Source organism: Bradyrhizobium sp. CCBAU 51753, from assembly GCF_015291565.1.
Classification (GTDB): domain Bacteria; phylum Pseudomonadota; class Alphaproteobacteria; order Rhizobiales; family Xanthobacteraceae; genus Bradyrhizobium; species Bradyrhizobium ivorense.
In genome coordinates this window covers 4,324,117-4,343,054 of record NZ_CP030037.1, presented here as the reverse complement: position 1 = coordinate 4,343,054, position 18,938 = coordinate 4,324,117, and the positions used below count along the sequence as shown (strand labels likewise).

The window sequence follows — 18,938 nt, the reverse complement described above, 5'->3', positions numbered from 1 at the left end:
GCTACGCCTTCTCCACCCCGCACCATTCCGCGATGAACAGCGCGGTGGCCTTGGTCGACTGCCGCAGCGAGTCGAGCTCGACATATTCGTTGAAGCCGTGCATCGCGGCACCCGTGGCGCCGAAGCACAGGCTCGGGATGTTGTAGTTCAGCCCGTAGAAGCGGGTATCCGTCAGCGCCGTGAAGGCGCGGTCTTCCACCGCGCCGCCATAGACCGCCTGATGCGCCCTGGCGAACGCCGCCTCCGGCGCTTCGGAATTCACCAGTTCATAGCCCTCGGACAGAAAGCCCGACCATTCCACCTGCGGCGGGTTGTTGGAGAGGAAGCGGTGGTCGCGCGCCGCGGCCGAGACGCAGGCCAGAATCTCCTTCTGGCACTCGGCGATCGACCAGCCCGGCAGCACCGCGATGCGGCAGTCGACATCGCACCAGGCCGGCACGCTGGAGGCCCAGTCGCCGCCCTTGATGATGCCGGGATTGAAGTTGATCGGATGATTGACGTCCTTGAAGTGACGATCGGCCTTGGCGCGCTCGTTCCAGGCGATCTCGAGCTTCTCCAGCGCGTGCACCAGATGATAGGCGGCCATGATGGCGTTGGAGCCGGCGCCGGCCTCGAACACATGCACCGGAAAACCGCGCACTTTCAGGCGAAACCAGATCACGCCGACCTGTGAGCGGATCATCGTGCCGCTGGTCGGCTCCGGGATGAAGCAGGCATCGGCGCGATAGCCGCGTTGCAGGGTCGAGAGCGCGCCGACGCCGGTGCTCTCCTCCTCGATCACCGACTGGAAATGGATCCGCGCCGTCGGCTTCAGGCCGGCCTTCCTGATCGCGTCCAGCGCATAGAGCGCGCCGATGGTGCCCGACTTCATGTCGCAGGCGCCGCGGCCGTACATCTTGCCGTCCTTGATGGCGGCCGCAAAGGGCGGCGTCTCCCACATGTCGAGCGGCCCGGTCGGCACCACGTCGCAGTGGCCCTGCAGGATCAGCGACTTTCCGGCGTTGGTGGCCGGCCGGTAGGTGCCGACCACGGTGCGCGCCTTGGAGAAATCGTGCTCGATCGGCCCAAAGCCGCGCAGGCCCTTCAGCTCGTCGAGATTGATGTGCCAGTCGTCGACCTCGTAGCCGCGCTCGCGCAAGAGGTCGCCGATCATGTCCTGGCACGGACCCTCGGCGCCGCGGGTCGAGGGGATCGCGACAAACGCCTGCGTGGTCGCAAGCTGCGCATCGAACCCTTCGTCAACGGCGGCAAGGATTCGTTGTTGGACGTCGGCAGTCATGCGGCAGCTCCATCGCGGATTTCAGAAAGGCGGGAGCCGCAGCGTAACCCGATTTCACTCGGCGGGGTAATGCGCAAAATAGGCTTCCCGCAATGCATCGTCGAGCAGGCGGCCCTCCGAGTAGCCATCGAGCGTTTTCGGCCGCGTCACGCCGTCGAGCAGCCGCGGACACGGCTCCGGCGCGCCGAGCACGGTGCGCACCGGGATGCGCTCGGCATAGATCGGCAACTCGTAATCCTCGTCATCATCGGCGACGCCCTTGGCGCGAATTTTTGCCGAGGCTTCCTCGATCTCCATCGCGATGAACGAGGTCGCCTTGACTTCCTGCTTGTTGCTCGGCCGCAAGCTCGCGGTGCGCTCGGGAAAGAAGCGGTCGACCATCGCGACGATCGCACGTTCCTTCTCCTCGGAGTCGGTGACGAGATACGCCGTGCCGAACGCCATCACCGCGCGGTAGTCGGCGGAATGGTTGAAGCCGCAGCGCGCCAGCACCAGGCTGTCGAGATGCGCGACCGTGAGGCAGACGCGCTGCCCCTCCGACTGGTTCTCCAGCATCCGGCTGGCGCTGGAGCCGTGCCAGTACAGTTTCGTGCCCTCGCGCCAGAAGAAGGTCGGCGTGCAATAGGGTTGGCCGTCGATCACGTAGGAGACGTGGCACAGCATCGAGGCGTCCAGAATTCTGTGCACGGTGGTGTGGTCATAGAAGCCGCGGTCGTGGCGGCGCTTCACCCGGTTGCGGGACGAGGTCGGGTAGGACGGAGTGGATGCGCCTTCGGTCACGGCAATGCCTCGCGAAATTGGAATCTGTCGAGAGTTGTAGCGGCCCATTTGGTCTGCGATAGTGCCAATTCCATGCGAAAAATTCCGACCAATTCTGCAAGGCCCTCGCCGCGCAAGGCCGAGCTGCCGCTCGACCTCTCAGGGCCCCACGTCGCGCCAGGCGCGGCCTCGCAGCAGCGGCTCTATCAGGCGCTGTGCCACGCCATCGTCGGCGGCCTGGTCAAGCCGGGCGAACCGCTGCCGCCGTCGCGCATGCTGGCCAAACAGACCGGCTTCCGCCGCAACGCCGTCACCACGGCCTATGAGCGCCTGATCGCCGACGGTTTTGCCGAGGCGACGGTCGGCTCGGGCACCTTCGTCGCCGCGCGCATCCCGGCGCAGGCCGGCGCGCCGCGCCAAGCGAAGATCGCGATCGAGCCGCCGCAGCACGACGCGCTGTCGCTCGGCTGCACCCATATCGACGAGCGCGCGCTGCAGCGGTTTCGCGCCTTTGCCGGAAGGCGCCTGCGCGCCTTCGGGCCGGAGCATCTCCATTACGGCGATCCGCGCGGCAGCAGCGAGTTGCGCGCCGCGATCGCCGATCATTTGCTGTCGGCGCGCGGGCTGCGCTGCGATCCCGACCAGATCATGCTGGCGTCGGGCACGTTGCACGCGCTGCGCATCGTGTTAGGGGCGATCCTCAAGCCCGGCGACCAGGTCTGGTGCGAGGATCCCGGCTATCCGGCGGCACGGCGCGCGATCGAGCATTGCGGCTACCGCCCGGTGTCAGTGCCGGTCGATGCGTCGGGCATGCGCGTCGACAAGGGCCGCGCATCGGCAGCGGCCGCTCGCGCCGCCTATGTCACGCCGTCGCACCAGTTTCCGCTCGGCGTGCAGATGTCGATGCCGCGCCGGCTCGAGCTGCTGGACTGGGCCCGCGACGCCGACGCCTTCGTGTTCGAGGACGATTACGACAGCGAGTTCCGCTATGATGGCGCGCCGCTGCTGTCGCTCGCCGGCATCGATCATCTGCGCCGCGTGATCTACATGGGCACCTTTGCCAAGACGCTGTTCCCGGGATTGCGGATCGGCTACTGCGCCCTGCCCGAAGCGCTCATCGGACCCGTGACGGCGGCGCGTGCCGCGCTCGACCGCTTTCCGGCGACGCTGATGGAAGGCGCGGTCGCCGACATGCTGAACTCCGGCGCCTTCGCCGCCAATCTGCGCCAGGCGCGCAAGCGCTACCGCGAGGCGCGTGACGTGCTGGCGTCGACGCTCAGCAGTGCATCCAACGGCGAGCTCACGGTTCCGGTCCCCTCGCAGGGCCTGCACCTCGTCGCGCGGCTCGATCCATCGACCGATCCGCGCGTTGCAGCCGAGGCTAAGGCAAGAGCCGGCGTCGGCGGCTGGCTGCTCGCCGAGACCTATCATCGCGCCCGGCCGCTGCCGGGATTCGTGCTCGGCTTTTCCGGCCATCCGGTTCCGCAACTCGTCGCGTCGGCGGAACAATTGGCGAAGGCGTCGCTGGCCGCCTTGCGCGCGGCGCGCAAGACCTCAGCGAGATCGCGGCACCCTATGAGAATCGCGACCAGCTGACTAAGGTCGCCGCGTCCATCGGTGCGCCACGGAGATGCTGGATGCCCGCCCCTCGCAACGTCCCGTATCCCGTTATCGCCGCGCTCGCACTTTTCGTAACGAGTGCGCCCGCCTTCGCGCAGCATGCCGTGATGCGCGAGGCCGACATTGTGGATCTACGCGTCGGCCAGCGCGTGCTGGTCGATGACGGGTCCTGCCCCGCCGGACAGATCAAGCAGGTCGTCGGCGCCAAGCTCAGCCAGATCGGCGTCGAGCGCGCCCGCAGCTGCGTGCCGCGTCTCGCCAAAAAGTAAATCTCGCCAAAAAGTAAAACGCCCCGCTTTCGCGAGGCGCCGGTCAGCATCGCAATCGGGAGCCGCGATCAGTTCGAGGCCATCGGCTCGAACATGCATTGCAGCGTCGGCTTGGCGATCTTGGTGAAGGTCGGGCCGATCTCGCCCTGTTTCGACGCCGGCACCCAGGCGGTCTCGATCGTCGGCACGCCGGTCTCGCTGATGCCGCGCAGCAGCGCCTGGCGCAGATCCGGGTCTTCGACCGAGGCCGCGGCATGATCATGCAGGCAGCCGCACACCGCCTCGGGATGCGCCCAGCGGCCGAGCATGTGGGGCGCGCACTGGCGCACGAATTCGTCGCGCGGCTCGGGCATCCTGAACAGCGAGCGGATCTGCATCGACTCCAGCGGAAGCTGCGCCTGGGCCTGTGCGTTGGTTGCGAAGGGGAGCGCGAAGATCGCTGCGGAGCAAATTCGGAACAACATGCGGGGCCTTTTTCGACAGGTCTCTTATCGGCAAGTCGGTTGGATCGGTTGTGGCGGTCAGTTGGCCGCAGCCACCACCATCGGCGCCGGGGTCGCGATCGGCGTGCCGTTGTAGGAGAAGGTGCCGATGCCGGGCAGACCATTTTCCGGGGAGCCTGCCATGGACGAACCAGCCATCACGAAGGCGAAGGCGAGGATGAAGCTGATCGTCCGCATTTTGACTGTCTCCGCGATTGTGACGGGCGTTGCCGCCGTCTTGTTGGCGGTTTGATAACGATTGGCCGTTTCCGGAGTTCTGCACCAAAAGTGGAAAATGGTTTCATCCACCCGAGAATTGTTTCGTCCGATGTTGCCGGATGAAACATTGGCCGAAAAACACCAATGTTTTCAGTGATCGCTCCCGCACTGCCGATCGGTCCCTGGGGACCGAGGCAAAGCCGGCTTTGGTTAACCCCGGCCGGCGCGGAGAGGTCTTGGGGTACGGCGCGCAGGCGATGAAACGTGCCACGCGGCCGCCGACTCACTTCGGCATCGTGCAACCATCGCCGCCGTGCTACGTTGTGGAGGTCCACCAATCCAACGAAGGATGTCAGGTATGGGCAATGGCAGCACCGGTGTTGGTCAGCAATCCGCAACCCGCAAGCCCGGCCAGCAGCAGATGGCCGCAGCGATGCCGCAGCAAGGCACGCTTGTGATGGGCGACAATGAGTGCGCGCCGCAGAAGCTGGTCCGCCTCGTCGGCTGCCGCGACAACGGCGTCCGGCCTGACTTCAACATCCGTGCGAAGCAGTTCGGCGAGACCAAAAGCTAACTCGCCCGCCGCTTCAGCTTCACAGCCCAAGCCGCTGTAATAGCTACTGAATGAACTCGCCGCACTTCTGTACGGCGGCGTCGCTCGTGCCCCACGGCATGATCGGCACCGACGAGGTCGAGTTCTTCGGCGAGCCCTCGATCAGTCGGTCCGAATAGACCATGTAGACCAGCACGTTGCGCTTGGCGTCGCAGCCACGGACAATCTGCATCTTCTTGAAGAATAGCGAGCGGCGCTTGCTGAACATGTCGTCGCCCTGGCCCATCTTGTCCTTGAAGCGGATCGGCCCGATCTGCCGGCAAGCCAGCGAGATATCAGAGACTTCCTCGGCCAGGCCAAGCCAGCCCTTGAAGCCGCCCTTCTCCGGCACCGTGAAATGACAGGCCACGCCCTCGACCTCGGGGTCGTCGACGGCATAGGTCGCAAGCTTGTCGTTGGGACTCAGCCATTTGAACACCGTCGAGCGGCGGAAGATCAGATCAGGTTCGTCCGCTGCCGCGGCGGGACCGGCCGGCGCCAGTGCCAGCAGCGCCACGACCAGGACCAGCACCGCGCATCCGCATCGAGACAACACGTCACACAAGCTCACATTTCGTAGTCCCGATGTCATGAAGGTCTCCGTGGATGGGTCGCCGCCTATTTAGTTGCGCAAACGCTGCACAGGAAGGCGCTGACAGGTCGGCGATCGCGGCCTGCGCTTTAACCTTATGTGAGGCTTTTTTGTTACGCTTTTCCTGAAAAAATCTCCCTCACGGAAGGGTTAGATCGCTGGCGCTGGTGAACGCAATCCGCGTCTGCGACAACCAAGAGATAGTTGGACTGGGATTGGGAATATGAGCGCGCGCGGACGTCGGATTTCGATGCTTGATTTCGCCAATCAGCGGTTTTGGCAATTTGCGATTCTGACGGCGGCGGGCACCATCGCCGTCTCCTCGCCGGCCGATGCGGCGGCCTATTACTGGAACGGCTACGACAACGTCTACTACGCGCAGCCCGAGCCGATGCCGCGGCCGCACCGGCAGAAGGTACGGCGCAATCCGGCCAAAAAGGATGCGCTGGTCGAGAAGGAGGCCGGCAGCAAGCCGCAGGGCCCGCTGGTGATCGCGATCTCGATCGACCAGCAGAGGGTGCGGGTCTACGACAGCAAAGGCCTGTATGCCGAGAGCCCGGTGTCGACCGGCATGAAGGGCCACTCGACCCCGATGGGCATCTTCAGCGTCATCCAGAAACAGAAATTCCACCGCTCCAACATCTATAGCGGCGCGCCGATGCCGTTCATGCAGCGCATCACCTGGTCGGGCGTGGCGATGCATGCCGGCGTGCTGCCCGGCTATCCCGCCTCGCATGGCTGCATCCGGATGCCCAATGCATTCGCGATCAAGATGTACAATTGGACGCGGATGGGCGCCCGCGTGATCATCACGCCCGGCGAGCTCTCGCCCGAGAGTTTTTCGCATCCGCTGCTGGCGACGCAGAAGGTCGTGCCGGTCGCCGTCGAAGTCCTGAAGATGGATGCGCCGCTCGGGGTGAAGAGCGACAAGGGCGTGGAGAAGCCCGAGACCCGGCTCGACCTGCGCACCAGCATCGATCACGCCGTCCCCGCCTCGCTGCGCGACAACACCCACACCGCCGATGCCAGCAACGCACGCGCGTCGGCGACGATGTCGGATGCCTCCTCCGCCGCCACCGAGAAGCCGATCTCCAACGCTGACGACAGGACGGTCGGCGAATCCTCGATCACGGCCACGACCAATGCCGCCAAGCCCGAGGTCTCGGCGAACGATCACGTCCAGGCTGAGGCGAAAGCCGACGCGCCGAAGGCGGACGCCGCCAAGCCTGCTGTCGCCGAAGCCCCGAAGGTCGATGCTGCCAAGACCGATGCAGTGAAAGCTGATGCAAAGGCTGATGCGGCCAAGCCGGCCGACCAGCCCGCGGCCGCCGCGGCAGATGCCGCCGACGCCAAGAAGGATACGGCACGGCTGCCGGGCCTCGCGCGGGCCGACACGTCGAAGCGCGCCGGTCAGATCGCTGTGTTCATCAGCCGCAAGGATTCCAAGCTCTATGTGCGGCAGAACTTTGCGCCGCTGTTCGAGGTGCCGGTGACGATCGCGCCGAGCGACCGGCCGCTGGGCACCCATGTGTTCACGGCGGAGGCCGACAAGACCGACGCCAATGCGCTGCGCTGGAGCGTGGTCACGCTGCCGACCCGGCATGTCGCGCGGCTCGACGAGGAGGAGCACTCGTCGCGCCGCCGCAAGGTCGCGGCCGCCGCAGTTGTGGAAGCGAAGCCGCAGCCGGACAGCCCCGCCGCGGCGCTCGACCGCATCACCATTCCCGCCGACGCAATGGCGCGGATCACCGAAGCGCTCGGCACCGGCGGATCGATCATCGTCTCCGACCTCGGCGTGAATTCCGGCGAGACCGGCGAAGGCACCGACTTCATCGTCCCGCTGCGCTAATTGCGCACAGCGCGTAGCCCGTAGCCCGGATGCAGCGCAGCGAAATCCGGGGCCCGCTCTCCACGGACCGACCGATCCCGGATTACGCTACGCTCCATCCGGGCTACACAGCGGCGCTAAATTACCTCACCGTCATTGCGAGCGGAGCGAAGCAATCCATCGCACCGCATATGCGGAACGATGGATTGCTTCGTCGCTTCGCGCCTCGCAATGACGGCGGGGGCAATGAGATCCGTCCCGCCATAACGGCTTCTTGAAGTCCTTCGCCCCGTCCCCTGGATTATGATCCCTCGCAAAATCCGTCCGGGGACATGGATCATGATCGACCGCAGGACACTGATCATTGCGGGGCTCGCCGCGGCCGCCGGCTCCCGTGTACATGCACAGCAGCCCGCGATCAGCCGGATCACGGCCTACGCCTTCTCATTCCCGGCCCTGTCGGGCGGCGATATCAGGCTCGCCGACTATGCCGGCCGTCCGATGATGATCGTCAACACCGCCTCGCTCTGTGGCTTCACGCCGCAATATGCCGGCCTGCAGCAAGTGTGGAGCGAATTCCGCGACCGCGGTTTTGTCATGATCGGCGTGCCGTCGAACGACTTTGGCGGCCAGGAACCGGGCGGTCCGACCGAGATCGCCGAGACCGCGCAGCATCAGTACGGCGTCACCTTCCCGATCGCAGCCAAAGCCGTGGTCAAGGGCGCCAATGCGCATCCGTTCTACAAATGGGCGGCGGAGGCGCGGCCGAAGGATGTTCCGCGATGGAACTTCCACAAATACCTGATCGGCCGCGACGGCTATATCGCCGACGTGTTCTCTGAACAGGTTGCGCCCGAAGACACCCGCATCAAGACCGGAATCGCACGGGCCCTCGCGGTCGCCTGAGGAGCGCCGACAATCCCCGGAATTAACTGATCCACCGAGGATTTTGGACATGAGCCCGCCACCTTCATTGCCTTGGCGCGGCCGCTCCGACTAGGGTACGATCGGTTGGGGGCAGAAGCGTCCCGGTCGCGGCGATGCCGGCGCCGGGCGCGCGATCAGCAGGGAACACGCCATGCGCATTACGGCAGGTCTGATTTTCGCGGGGACAGTGTCGTTGCTCGCATCAAGTGCAGCCTGGTCGCAGACGCCGCCTGCCAAAGGCGCCGCGCCCGCGCCGGCCGCCGCGGCCCCAGCAGCTGCAGCCAAGGGCGGCACCGCCGCACCGGCGGCCGCGCCGGCAGCTGCCGCCCCCGCTCCTGCTGCCGCTGCTCCAGCCGCCGCAGCAGCCCCGATCCCGCCGAAGCAACCGCCGCAGCCGGCGCGCGCCGCCTGCAACAATCCGAACGCGCTTGGCGTCGGCCGCACCGTCGAGATCGACACCACGGGTGGTCCGGGCTTCGGCTTCGAGCATTTCAAGCAACTCGACTTCCTGCGCGACAAGGAGGTCGTGCTGACCTTCGACGACGGTCCGTGGCCGAACAACACGCCGGCGGTGCTGAAGGCGCTGGCGGATGAATGCACCACGGGCATCTTCTTCCCGATCGGCAAGCACGCGACCTATCACCCCGAAATCCTGCGCCAGGTGTATGCCGCCGGCCACACCGTCGGCGCCCACACCTGGTCGCACGCCAATCTGAACAACAAGAAGCTGACAGAGGAGCAGAAGAAGGACGAGATCGAGCGCGGCTACGCCGCGGTGAAATGGGCGCTCGAGGTCTCGCCGTCGCCGTTCTTCCGCTTCCCGGCGCTGCAGCATCCGCCGGAGATGGTGACCTATCTCGGCAACCGCAACATCGCGATCTTCTCCTGCGATCTCGACTCCTTCGACTTCAAGGCGAGCAAGCCGCAGCAGGTGATCGACACCGTGATGAAGAAGCTGAACAAGCTCGGCAAGGGCATCGTCCTGATGCACGACTTCCAGAAGCATACCGCCGAGGCGCTACCCGAGCTGCTGAAGCAGCTGAAGGCCGGCGGCTACAAGGTGGTGGCGATGCGCGCCAAATTCCCGGTGACCGTGATGCCGCAGTACGAGCAGGAGCTCGCCAAGGACGTCAAGCTGCCGACCGTGACCTCGCGTCCCGTGAACAGCGTCGTCACCACGGTCGATCAGTAAGCCGCACCGTTTCAGTGGCCGCGTTGCGTATCGAGGGGTTCGTCATCGTCTCGGCCGACGGCCGGCTGGCGAACGCCGCGAACGTGATGCCCGACGATCTCAAGATCGAGGGCGACAAGCGGTTCTTCACCGCGGCGCTCGACCGCGCCGATCTCGTCGTGCATGGCCGCCACTCGGGCGAGGAGCAGCCGAACGCGCCGAAGCGGCGGCGCATCATCCTGACCCGCAAGGTCGCGGCCACCGCGCCCGATCCGTCCAATCCAAAAGCGCTGTTGTGGAATCCCGCCGGCTGTTCGTTCGATGAGGCCAGCCGCGTGGCCGGCGTTACCTCGGGCATGGCCGCGATCATCGGCGGCCCGGCCGTGTTCGGCATGTTCATGGGCCGCTACGACGTCTTCTGGCTGTCGGTCGCGCCGCGCGTGCGCATCCCCGACGGCGAGCCGTGCTTCCCCGGCGTCCCTGCCCACACCCCGCAAGACATACTCGCCGCCCACGGCCTCGTCGCCGGCGCGCCCGAGCTGATCGACGCCGCGCAGGACGTCAGCGTCACGCCGTGGCGGCGCGCGGGTCGATAGCGCCGGGCCGCGCCCGCGCCTGCAGGCGGGACACCGCCTCGGCGAGCGGAACGTCGGCCTGCGCGCCGTCGCGCTCGCGCAGGCTCACCCTTCGGTCCCGCATCTCGCGTCCGCCGACGACGGCCATCACCGGCACCGCCATCTCGCGCGCCGCCACGATACGCCGCGACAGCGTGTCGGCGCCGTCATAGGCGACAGCCCTGATCCCGGCGTCCTCGAACGCGGCCAGCACCTCGGCACCGTATCCGGCCTGCTCCTTCGAGATCGGCGCCACCGCGACCTGCTCCGGCGACAGCCAGAACGGCAGCACGCCTCCATGGTGCTCGAGCAGGATCGCGATCATGCGGCCGAGCGATCCGAAGGTGGCGTGGTGGATCATCAGCGGCCGCGCGCGGCTGCCGTCAGGCGCGATGTAAGACGCATCGAGCCGCTCCGGCAGCACCCCGTCGAGCTGCACCGTGCCGCACTGCCAGGATCGGCCGAGCCGGTCGCGCAATGCGAATTCCAGCTTCGGTCCGTAGAACGCGCCTTCGCCGGGATTGATTTTTGGCTCCAGGCCGCATTGCCGCGCGGCATCGGCAAGCTTCGCCTCCGACCAGTCCCACGTCGCGTCGTCGCCGGCGCGATGAAGCTTGCGACTTCGCGTTCCACGTCCTCCTTGCGGCAGAACACATGGGCGTCGTCCTGCTCGAAGGCGCGCGTCCGCATGATGCCGTGCAGCGAGCCCGATGGCTCGTTGCGGTGGCAGGCGCCGAACTCGGCATAGCGGATCGGTAGCTCGCGCCACGAGCGCAGTCCTTTGTTGAAGATCTGCACATGGCACGGGCACGACATCGGCTTCAGCGCCATCGCCGCGTCGCCGTCGTCGAGGCGGAACATGTGCTCGCCGAACTTGTCCCAGTGGCCGCTGCGCGCCCAGAGCGCCTGCGGCAGCAGCTGCGGCGTGCGGACCTCGGCATAGCCGGCGCGGCGCATCTTGCGCCTGAGATAGTCCTCCAGCACCCGGTAAATCGCGTGGCCGCGCGGATGCCAGAACACCATGCCCGGCGCATCCTCCTGGAGGTGCCAGAGCTTGAGTTGCACGCCGAGATGTCTGTGGTCGCGATCGTCCATGGCTCGAGTTCCTTGTGATGGGACCAAGCGCGGACGGGATCATCAAACATAGAAAAGGCCCCGTCCGTCGCCGGCGGGGCCTTTTCTGGGTGAAGGACGCTTGTCTCTAGCGCGCGCAACCAGCAGGCGATCCGCCGTAAGCGGTCGCGGTGGTGGTCGAAGCGGCTGAGCGAAGCATGTTCATGGGCGGTATATGGCGGCAAAACGCTCGGGCGTCAATCCAGCCGTCATTGCGAGCGAAGCGAAGCAATCCATCGGCCCGCACGCGCGGATAGATGGATTGCTTCGTCGCTGTCGCTCCTCGCAATGACGATGGAGAGCAGATCTTAAACGTCCCCATAGGCCGGCTCGTCGCGGCGCGGGCCGCGGCCGTAGCCGGCGATGACGAACAGCGCGCCGATCAGGGAGAGGTTCTTCAACGCATCCATCAGGGTGTTGTAGTTGCCGGGCGCCGGCTGATTCCAGAAATCGTGGAAGTAGAAGGTCACAAAGCAGACGAAGATGATCAGCAGGATGGCGAAGAACCGCGTCAGCACGTTCACCGCGATCATCAGGCCGGCGATGATCTCGAAGGCGCCGATCGCAATCGCCAGCAGCTGCATGAACGGCATGCCGACGAAGCTTTCGATCTGCTGGGTATAGGGCGCGACGACGGCCGGAATGGTCACCTTGGCCGCGAGCAGGCCCGCGGTCGCCTGGATGCCGAACAGCTTGTAGGCCCCCGAATAGAGGAACAGCACGGCAAACAGGATTCGCCCGAAGGTGATGAACGCTGGCATGGGTCGGCCTCACTGGGTGGCAGAAATCGGACGAAGCAGGCACAGCGATTATGGTCGCTCCGCCTGCTTCGATCAAATCGAATGCGTCCGGCCTCTCCGCTCAGCCGAACAGCGTCGGCTGGGCGCGACCCGCCCGCTCCTGGGCCTCGACCGCGGCGACCGCGGTCATGTTGAGGATGCCGCGCGCCGTCACCGACGGCGTGAGAATGTGCGCCGGACGCGCCGGCCCGATCAGGATCGGCCCGACCGGCAGCGCGTCGGCCAGCGACTTGATCATCTGGTAGGCAATGTTGGCGGCATCAAGGTTCGGCATGATCAGTACGTTGGCCTCACCCTCCAGCCGCGATTGCGGCAACACCAGCCGGCGCGCCACCGCCGACAGCGCGGTGTCGCCCTGCATCTCGCCGTCGGCCTCGATCTCCGGATGCCGCTCCTTCAGGAGCTGGGTGGCCCGGCGCATCTTGCGCGAGGAGTCGGTATCATAGCTGCCGAAGTCGGAGTGTGACACGAACGCGATCCGCGGCTTGAAGGCGAAACGCTGGACGTGGATCGCTGCCAGCGACGCCACCTCGGCAAGCTCCTCCGCGCTCGGGTTCGGCCGCACCTGGGTGTCGGCCAGGAAATGCGCGCCCTTGGTGGTGATCATCAGCGACAACGCGGCGTAGTCGGAGATCCCCGGCAGGAAGCCGATGATCTCGCGGACATGCCGCAGATGGCTCATGTAGCGGCCCTCGACGCCGCACAGCATCGCGTCGGCCTCGCCGCGCGACACCGCGAGCGCCGCGATCACCGTGTTGTTGGTGCGGACCACGGTCCGCGCCGCCTCCGGCGTCACGCCGCGCCGGCCGGCGACGTCGATATAGGACTGCACATAGGAGCGGTAGCGCGGATCGTCCTCCGGATTGACCAGGTCGAAATCGCGCCCGGCCTTGATCGACAGGCCGAAGCGCTTGATCCGGGTCTCGACCACGGACGGACGGCCGACCAGGATCGGCCGCGCCAGCTTCTCTTCCAGCACCACCTGCGTGGCGCGAAGCACGCGCTCGTCCTCGCCCTCGGCGTAGATCACCCGCACCGGCTGGGTCTTGGCCTTGGCGAACACCGGCTTCATGGTGAGACCGGAGCGGAACGCGAAGCGCTCGAGGTTGGCGGCATATTCGTCGAAATTGCCGATCGGCCGGGTCGCGACACCGGACTCCATCGCGGCCTTCGCCACCGCCGGCGCAATGCGCAGGATCAGCCGCGGATCGAACGGGCTCGGGATCAGCGAGCCCGGGCCGAACCCTTGGGTCTCGCCGGTCTCGAAGCCATGGGCCACCGCGTCCGACGGCGGATCGCGCGCGAGCTGCGCGATCGCGTCGACCGCGGCGTGCTTCATCGCCTCGTTGATCGCGGTGGCGCCGACGTCGAGCGCGCCGCGGAAGATGAACGGGAAGCACAAGACGTTGTTGACCTGGTTCGGGAAGTCCGACCGTCCGGTGCAGATCATCGCGTCCGGCCGCGCCTGGCGCGCTTCATCCGGCATGATCTCCGGCACCGGATTGGCGAGCGCCATCACCAGCGGCTGGTCGGCCATCTGCTTGACCATCTCGGGCTTCAGCACGCCCGGCGCCGACAGGCCGATGAAGATGTCCGCGCCCGGGATGACGTCGCCGAGCACGCGCGCGTCGGTCTTCTGGGTGTAGACCGCCTTCCAGCGATCCATCGTGGTGTTGCGGCCGTCGTAGACGACGCCGTCGATGTCGCAGACCCAGATGTTCTTGCGCTGCGCGCCCATCGAGACCAACAGATTGAGGGTCGCGATCGCCGCAGCCCCGGCGCCGGAGCAGACGATCTTCACGTCAGCCAGCTTCTTGCCGTTGAGCAGCAGCCCGTTGACGATCGCAGCCGCAACGATGATCGCGGTGCCGTGCTGGTCGTCATGGAAGACCGGGATCTTCATGCGCTCTTTGAGCTGGGCCTCGATCTCGAAGCACTCCGGACCGCGGATGTCCTCAAGGTTGATGCCGCCGAAGGTCGGCTCCAGCGCCGCCACCGTCTCGACCACGCGCTCGATGGTGTCGGCCTTGATCTCGATATCGAACACATCGATGCCGGCGAACTTCTTGAACAGCACCGCCTTGCCTTCCATCACCGGCTTGGAGGCCAGCGGGCCGATATTGCCGAGCCCGAGCACCGCGGTGCCGTTCGAGACCACCGCCACCAGGTTGGCGCGGGCGGTCAGCGCGGCCGCCTCGGCCGGGTTCTTGGCGATCTCGGTGCAGGCGGCGGCGACGCCGGGCGAATAGGCCAGCGCGAGGTCGCGCTGGTTGGCGAGCGGCTTGATCGCCTGGATCTCGAGTTTGCCCGGCCGCGGCAGCCGGTGGTAGGCGAGCGCCGCATTGTGGAGTTCTTCAGACGATGACGACATGCGTGCTCCCCGCGTTTCCAACCCGATTGTCTTTTTTGTATGCTAAATCCAAGCGATAGTCAGTTGTCCGGCAGATCGAACCGGATGTGAAGCACGCCCGGCCGCTTGGATGCAACATCCGATCACACCCCCGTCAACAGGCCCGGGCCGGGCGCAGGCCGACGCTGCCGTTTCCGAGTCACCCACCGAAGATTGGCAAATTTTTTCTCTTGATGCGCCGGAGTTGACCGAATGAAGAAAATCCTGCTCGGCCTGCTCGTCATTGTGATCGTGGCCGCCGGCCTGTTCGGCTTCGACCGCTGCACGCAGCATCGGGCGACCGCCGGCGTCGAGGCAATGTTCGAGCAGGTTCGCGCACACGGCGGCAAGGCGAGCCATGGCCCGGTTTCGTTCGACGTGCTCAAGCGCAGCCTGACCATCATCGACATGAGCTTCGAGACCGCGACGCAGCCACCGATCACCGTCAAGGCGGCCAACGTCGTGGCCCACGGCGTCAGCCAGTCGGATGCATCGCGGTTCGCGGCGGAAAGCATCGACGTCAACGACATAGAGGTCAGTGTGGCGATGGAGGGCAAGCAGCCGCTCAAGATCGCCTACAAGGCGCCGCTGGTCACGTTGAAGGATTACGCCGGCCCGGCCGGCGCACCGCGGCAGCCGGCATCATCGTCCCTGCTCGATCTGTACCGGTTCGGCCTCGACCAGTTGGCCGGCATCAGCGCCACATCGATCAGCGTTCCCGATATGACCGGAACGGTCCAGGTCACCCCAGCCTTCGGCGACGGCGCGGCGGGCGAGTTCAGCTACTCGGGCCTTGCGATCGAGAACATCAAGGACGGCAAGATCGCCTCCAGCAAGGCCGCCAAGGCTGCCTTCACGTTCAACTCGCAGGCGGCCGGCAAGCCGGTCAAGGTCACCGGCAGTCTTGCCGACCTCGTCGCTGACGACATCGATGTCGGTGCGATGGCCGCAGCCTTCGATCCCGCCAAGGCCGATGACGACCGGGAATACCGGGTCTATCGGCACGTCGCGGCCGGTCCCTACGTCATCACCTCATCGCAAGGCGTGAACATGCGGTTCGACGGCATCACCATGGACGACGTCGCGCTGCGGCCATCACGGATGCAATTGCCGAAGCTGATGGCGGTGATGACGCCCCTCGGTGGCGCGCCGCCGACCCCGGCGCAGGCGCGCGAGATGATGGAACGGGTGGCGGCGCTCTATGACGGCATCCGGATCGGCAACTACGAGATGCGCGGGCTCTCGATCGAGACGCCGCAGGGTCCGGTGAAGCTCGCCTCGACGCGGCTCGATTTCGTCAACGGCAAGATCGGCGAATTTGCCATCGAGGGTTTTGACGGCCGCGGGCCGCAGGGACCGATCAAGCTCGGACGCTTCGCGCTGAAATCCGTCGACGTCGCCAATCTGATGCGGTTGACGGCGCAATTTGCGCCGCAGAAGGCGGTCCCCGAGCAGGCGCTCGCGCTGCTGCCGCTGATCGAAGGTGCGGAGGTCAAGGGACTGGTGGCGCCCTACAAGACCACCGGAAAGCCGGTCAACATCGACGTGCTCAGCCTGGACTGGGGCCAGTTCGTCGGTTCGATCCCGAGCAAGCTGCGGCTTGTCGCAAAGCTGTCCGGGCCGCTCGACCGCACCGACCCGGCGCAGCAGCAGCTCGTCGCCGCCGGGATCGACCGGATGACTATCGATGCCGATCTCGGCGCTGTCTGGACCGAGGCGTCGCGCGCCTTCGCGCTCGAGCCTGTGAGGCTCGACCTTGGCGGGCTGTTGAATGCATCGGCCCGCGCCTCGCTCGGCAACGTGCCGCGGGAGGCGTTCGCGCTGAGCTCGCAATCGATCGCCGCGGCAAGCCAGATCGAGGCCGGCCCGATCGAGCTCACGCTGCGCGATCTCGGCAGCGTCGATCTTGCGGTCGGCGCCTATGCGCGCAGCCATGACGTCGGCCGCGACGAGGCGCGGCGCGCCATGCTCGACGGCATCAAGGCGCAAAGCGAGGCGCTCGGCGGATCGAACCCGGAGGCCACCGCCCTCTTCGGCGCCATCAGCCGCTTCGTCGAGACGCCGGGTCAGACCCTGGTGATCAAGCTGACCCCGCGCGCCAAGGCGCCGGTGCAGCAGCTGATCGAGCTGGTCAGGATCGATCTTCAATCCGCGCTGGCGCAATTCAAGATCGAGGCGTCGACGGGGCTATGACGCTCCCGTAGCCCGGATGCAGCGCAGCGCAATCCGGGAACGGTGCCGCCGCGGAGAGACTGCCCCGGATTGCGCTTCGCTGCATCCGGGCTACGGACTTCCGCAAACTGTTGGCAGGCGGACGCGCGGAGGCTCCCCCTCACCCGGATCGCATCTTACGATGCGATCCGACCTCTCCCCGCAAGCGGGGCGAGGTGAAGTCTCAGCCCTTCGCCGGCAAGTTCGTCCTGATGTGCAGCTCCTTGAGCTGCTTCGGCGTCGCTTCCGACGGCGCGCCCATCAGCAAATCCATCGCCTGCTGGTTCATCGGGAACAGCGAGATCTCGCGCAGGTTCGTGGTGCCGCAGAGCAACATCACGATACGGTCGAGGCCGGCCGCCATGCCGCCATGCGGCGGCGCGCCGTACTGAAATGCGCGGTACATGCCGCCGAACCGGTCGATCACCTCCTGCTCGCCATAGCCCGCAATCTCGAACGCCTTCACCATCGCTTCCGGCTTGTGGTTGCGGATGCCGCCGGAGGCGATCTCGTAGCCGTTGCAGGCGATGTCGTACTGGAACGCTTTGATGGTCAGCGGGTCCTGCGACTTGAGCGCATCGAGGCCGCCCTGCGGCATCGAGAACGGGTTGTGCGAGAAGTCGACCTTCTTGTTCTCCTCGTCATACTCGTACATCGGGAAGTCGACGATCCAGGCCAGCTCGAAGCGGTCCTTGTCGATCAGGTTCAGCTCCTCGCCGAGCTTGGTGCGCGCAAGGCCGGCGAACTTCCAGAACTTTTCCGGATCGCCGGCGACGAAGAATGCCGCATCACCTTCCTTCAGCCCGAGCTGATCGCGGATCGCAGCCGTGCGCTCCGGACCGATGTTGTTCGCCAAGGGACCGGCGCCCTCGCCGCCCTCGCGCCACATGATGTAGCCGAGGCCGGGTTGGCCCTCGCCCTGCGCCCACGAGTTCATGCGATCGCAGAACGCGCGCGAACCGCCACCGGTGCCGGGGATTGCCCAGACCCGGTTCTTCGGATCCTCCAGCATTCGCGCGAACACCTTGAAGCCGGAGCCGCGGAAATGTTCCGAAACCTCCTGCATCACGATCTTGTTGCGCAGGTCCGGCTTGTCGGAGCCGTATTTGCGCACCGCCTCGGCGAACGGGATCCGCGGCCAGTTCTTCGTGACCGGCTTGCCCTTCGCGAAGTCCTCGAACACGCCGGTGATGACAGGCTCCATCGCCGCGAACACGTCGTCTTGGGTCACAAAACTCATCTCGACGTCGAGCTGGTAAAACTCGCCCGGCAGGCGGTCGGCGCGCGGGTCCTCGTCGCGGAAGCACGGCGCGATCTGGAAGTAGCGGTCGAAGCCCGACATCATCAGCAGCTGCTTGTACTGCTGCGGCGCCTGCGGCAGCGCGTAGAATTTTCCCGGATGGATGCGCGAGGGCACCAAAAAGTCCCGCGCCCCCTCCGGCGAGGACGCCGTCAGGATCGGGGTCTGGAATTCGAAGAAGCCCTGCTCCTTCATCCGCTTGCGCATGGAATCGACGATCGCGCCGCGGGTCATGATGTTCTGGTGCAGCTTCTCGCGACGCAGGTCGAGGAAGCGGTACTTCAGCCTGATGTCTTCAGGATATTCCTGCTCGCCGAACACCGGCAGCGGCAGCTCGGCCGCCGGGCCCAGCACCTCGATCTCCTTGATGTAGACCTCGACCATGCCGGTCGGCAGTTCAGGATTGTCGGTGCCGGCGGGACGGCGGCGCACCTTGCCGTCGATCCGCACCACCCACTCCGAGCGGAACTTCTCGACCTCGGCGAATGCCGGCGAGTCCGGGTCGGCCACGCACTGCGTGATGCCGTAATGGTCGCGCAAATCGACGAACAACACGCCGCCATGGTCGCGGACCCGATGCACCCAGCCGGACAGCCGGGCCGTCTGGTCGATATCGCTCTCACGGAGCGCGCCGCATGTATGTGACCGGTAGCGATGCATAGTCATCCCAAAATCGATGTCGGAGGAGAATCGCGGTAGGAAATTTCCTATCCGAAGGCGCTGGGTTTACCCGAGCCCGCCCGGGGCGGCAACCAAGGGAACGCCCGGTTTTG

At 66.0% G+C, this 18,938-nt stretch carries 18 protein-coding genes; 8 read left to right on the top strand and 10 right to left on the bottom strand.

Features of this window, described 5'->3' with window-relative positions:
* Position 1: 1 nt before the first annotated feature.
* Positions 2–1,279 (bottom strand): ArgE/DapE family deacylase, encoded by a 1,278-nt coding sequence (locus XH93_RS19525; RefSeq protein ID WP_194474793.1) that lies wholly within the window; start codon positions 1,277–1,279, stop codon positions 2–4.
* Positions 1,280–1,333: 54 nt separating this feature from the next.
* A complete protein-coding gene (locus XH93_RS19520) occupies positions 1,334–2,059 on the bottom strand; it encodes a pyridoxamine 5'-phosphate oxidase family protein (RefSeq protein ID WP_194474792.1) in 726 nt (241 codons plus the stop codon).
* A 72-nt stretch (positions 2,060–2,131) separates the two neighbouring features.
* Between XH93_RS19520 and XH93_RS19515 the strand changes: the two genes are divergently transcribed.
* Positions 2,132–3,634, top strand: coding sequence for a PLP-dependent aminotransferase family protein (locus tag XH93_RS19515; RefSeq protein WP_194474791.1), 1,503 nt, complete (start codon positions 2,132–2,134; stop codon positions 3,632–3,634).
* A 41-nt stretch (positions 3,635–3,675) separates the two neighbouring features.
* A complete protein-coding gene (locus tag XH93_RS19510; RefSeq protein ID WP_194474790.1) occupies positions 3,676–3,927 on the top strand; it encodes a DUF6719 family protein in 252 nt (83 codons plus the stop codon).
* A 68-nt stretch (positions 3,928–3,995) separates the two neighbouring features.
* Here the strand turns inward: XH93_RS19510 and XH93_RS19505 are convergent, their stop codons facing one another.
* Together XH93_RS19505 and XH93_RS19500 are read right to left on the bottom strand one after the other, a co-directional pair.
* Positions 3,996–4,391, bottom strand: a complete 396-nt coding sequence (locus tag XH93_RS19505; protein ID WP_194474789.1) for a hypothetical protein — start codon at positions 4,389–4,391, stop codon at positions 3,996–3,998.
* Between the two features lie 57 nt (positions 4,392–4,448).
* On the bottom strand, positions 4,449–4,718 hold the full coding sequence (locus tag XH93_RS19500; RefSeq protein ID WP_194475558.1) for a hypothetical protein: 270 nt from the start codon (positions 4,716–4,718) through the stop codon (positions 4,449–4,451).
* Between the two features lie 268 nt (positions 4,719–4,986).
* Here XH93_RS19500 and XH93_RS19495 point away from each other — a divergent pair, with 268 nt between their 5' ends.
* Complete coding sequence (locus XH93_RS19495) at positions 4,987–5,202, top strand: hypothetical protein (protein ID WP_229178279.1); 216 nt, start codon at positions 4,987–4,989, stop codon at positions 5,200–5,202.
* Between the two features lie 43 nt (positions 5,203–5,245).
* Here XH93_RS19495 and XH93_RS19490 read toward each other — a convergent pair whose 3' ends face one another.
* Positions 5,246–5,743 (bottom strand): CreA family protein, encoded by a 498-nt coding sequence (locus tag XH93_RS19490; protein ID WP_139862253.1) that lies wholly within the window; start codon positions 5,741–5,743, stop codon positions 5,246–5,248.
* A 319-nt stretch (positions 5,744–6,062) separates the two neighbouring features.
* Between XH93_RS19490 and XH93_RS19485 the strand changes: the two genes are divergently transcribed.
* The 4 genes from XH93_RS19485 (at position 6,063) to XH93_RS19470 (ending at position 10,334) form a co-directional block, all read left to right on the top strand.
* Positions 6,063–7,661, top strand: a complete 1,599-nt coding sequence (locus XH93_RS19485; RefSeq protein WP_246799667.1) for a L,D-transpeptidase — start codon at positions 6,063–6,065, stop codon at positions 7,659–7,661.
* A 318-nt stretch (positions 7,662–7,979) separates the two neighbouring features.
* Positions 7,980–8,546, top strand: a complete 567-nt coding sequence (locus tag XH93_RS19480) for a glutathione peroxidase (RefSeq protein WP_194474787.1) — start codon at positions 7,980–7,982, stop codon at positions 8,544–8,546.
* A gap of 172 nt (positions 8,547–8,718) precedes the next feature.
* Complete coding sequence (locus XH93_RS19475) at positions 8,719–9,759, top strand: polysaccharide deacetylase family protein (protein WP_194474786.1); 1,041 nt, start codon at positions 8,719–8,721, stop codon at positions 9,757–9,759.
* A gap of 14 nt (positions 9,760–9,773) precedes the next feature.
* Complete coding sequence (locus XH93_RS19470; protein WP_194474785.1) at positions 9,774–10,334, top strand: dihydrofolate reductase; 561 nt, start codon at positions 9,774–9,776, stop codon at positions 10,332–10,334.
* Here the strand turns inward: XH93_RS19470 and XH93_RS42360 are convergent.
* From XH93_RS42360 to XH93_RS19455, 4 genes are all read right to left on the bottom strand, one after another.
* Positions 10,306–10,830, bottom strand: coding sequence for a His/Gly/Thr/Pro-type tRNA ligase C-terminal domain-containing protein (locus XH93_RS42360; RefSeq protein WP_371815090.1), 525 nt, complete (start codon positions 10,828–10,830; stop codon positions 10,306–10,308). The genes XH93_RS19470 and XH93_RS42360 overlap by 29 nt on opposite strands.
* Positions 10,713–11,447, bottom strand: a complete 735-nt coding sequence (locus XH93_RS43095) for an aminoacyl--tRNA ligase-related protein (protein ID WP_371815089.1) — start codon at positions 11,445–11,447, stop codon at positions 10,713–10,715. Before XH93_RS43095 ends, XH93_RS42360 begins: the two co-directional genes overlap by 118 nt.
* Positions 11,448–11,773: 326 nt before the next feature.
* On the bottom strand, positions 11,774–12,226 hold the full coding sequence (locus XH93_RS19460; RefSeq protein WP_194474784.1) for a DoxX family protein: 453 nt from the start codon (positions 12,224–12,226) through the stop codon (positions 11,774–11,776).
* Positions 12,227–12,326: 100 nt separating this feature from the next.
* Complete coding sequence (locus XH93_RS19455) at positions 12,327–14,636, bottom strand: NADP-dependent malic enzyme (RefSeq protein WP_194474783.1); 2,310 nt, start codon at positions 14,634–14,636, stop codon at positions 12,327–12,329.
* A gap of 231 nt (positions 14,637–14,867) precedes the next feature.
* Here XH93_RS19455 and XH93_RS19450 point away from each other — a divergent pair, with 231 nt between their 5' ends.
* Positions 14,868–16,847: a hypothetical protein gene (locus tag XH93_RS19450; protein ID WP_194474782.1), complete on the top strand. Its 1,980-nt coding sequence runs from the start codon at positions 14,868–14,870 to the stop codon at positions 16,845–16,847.
* Between the two features lie 202 nt (positions 16,848–17,049).
* On the opposite strand, the gene aspS is transcribed toward XH93_RS19450, so the two are convergent.
* Positions 17,050–18,825: an aspartate--tRNA ligase gene (gene aspS / locus XH93_RS19445; RefSeq protein WP_194475234.1), complete on the bottom strand. Its 1,776-nt coding sequence runs from the start codon at positions 18,823–18,825 to the stop codon at positions 17,050–17,052.
* Between the last annotated feature and the right edge of the window lie 113 nt (positions 18,826–18,938).

Coding starts and splice junctions, on each gene's coding strand:
- XH93_RS19525 (WP_194474793.1), bottom strand. CDS start 1,279: ATGACTGCCGACGTCCAACAACGAATCCTTGCCGCCGTTGACGAAGGG.
- XH93_RS19515 (WP_194474791.1), top strand. CDS start 2,132: ATGCGAAAAATTCCGACCAATTCTGCAAGGCCCTCGCCGCGCAAGGCC.
- XH93_RS19510 (WP_194474790.1), top strand. CDS start 3,676: ATGCCCGCCCCTCGCAACGTCCCGTATCCCGTTATCGCCGCGCTCGCA.
- XH93_RS19505 (WP_194474789.1), bottom strand. CDS start 4,391: ATGTTGTTCCGAATTTGCTCCGCAGCGATCTTCGCGCTCCCCTTCGCA.
- XH93_RS19495 (WP_229178279.1), top strand. CDS start 4,987: ATGGGCAATGGCAGCACCGGTGTTGGTCAGCAATCCGCAACCCGCAAG.
- XH93_RS19485 (WP_246799667.1), top strand. CDS start 6,063: ATGCTTGATTTCGCCAATCAGCGGTTTTGGCAATTTGCGATTCTGACG.
- XH93_RS19480 (WP_194474787.1), top strand. CDS start 7,980: ATGATCGACCGCAGGACACTGATCATTGCGGGGCTCGCCGCGGCCGCC.
- XH93_RS19475 (WP_194474786.1), top strand. CDS start 8,719: ATGCGCATTACGGCAGGTCTGATTTTCGCGGGGACAGTGTCGTTGCTC.
- XH93_RS43095 (WP_371815089.1), bottom strand. CDS start 11,447: ATGGACGATCGCGACCACAGACATCTCGGCGTGCAACTCAAGCTCTGG.
- XH93_RS19460 (WP_194474784.1), bottom strand. CDS start 12,226: ATGCCAGCGTTCATCACCTTCGGGCGAATCCTGTTTGCCGTGCTGTTC.
- XH93_RS19455 (WP_194474783.1), bottom strand. CDS start 14,636: ATGTCGTCATCGTCTGAAGAACTCCACAATGCGGCGCTCGCCTACCAC.
- XH93_RS19450 (WP_194474782.1), top strand. CDS start 14,868: ATGAAGAAAATCCTGCTCGGCCTGCTCGTCATTGTGATCGTGGCCGCC.
- aspS (WP_194475234.1), bottom strand. CDS start 18,825: ATGCATCGCTACCGGTCACATACATGCGGCGCGCTCCGTGAGAGCGAT.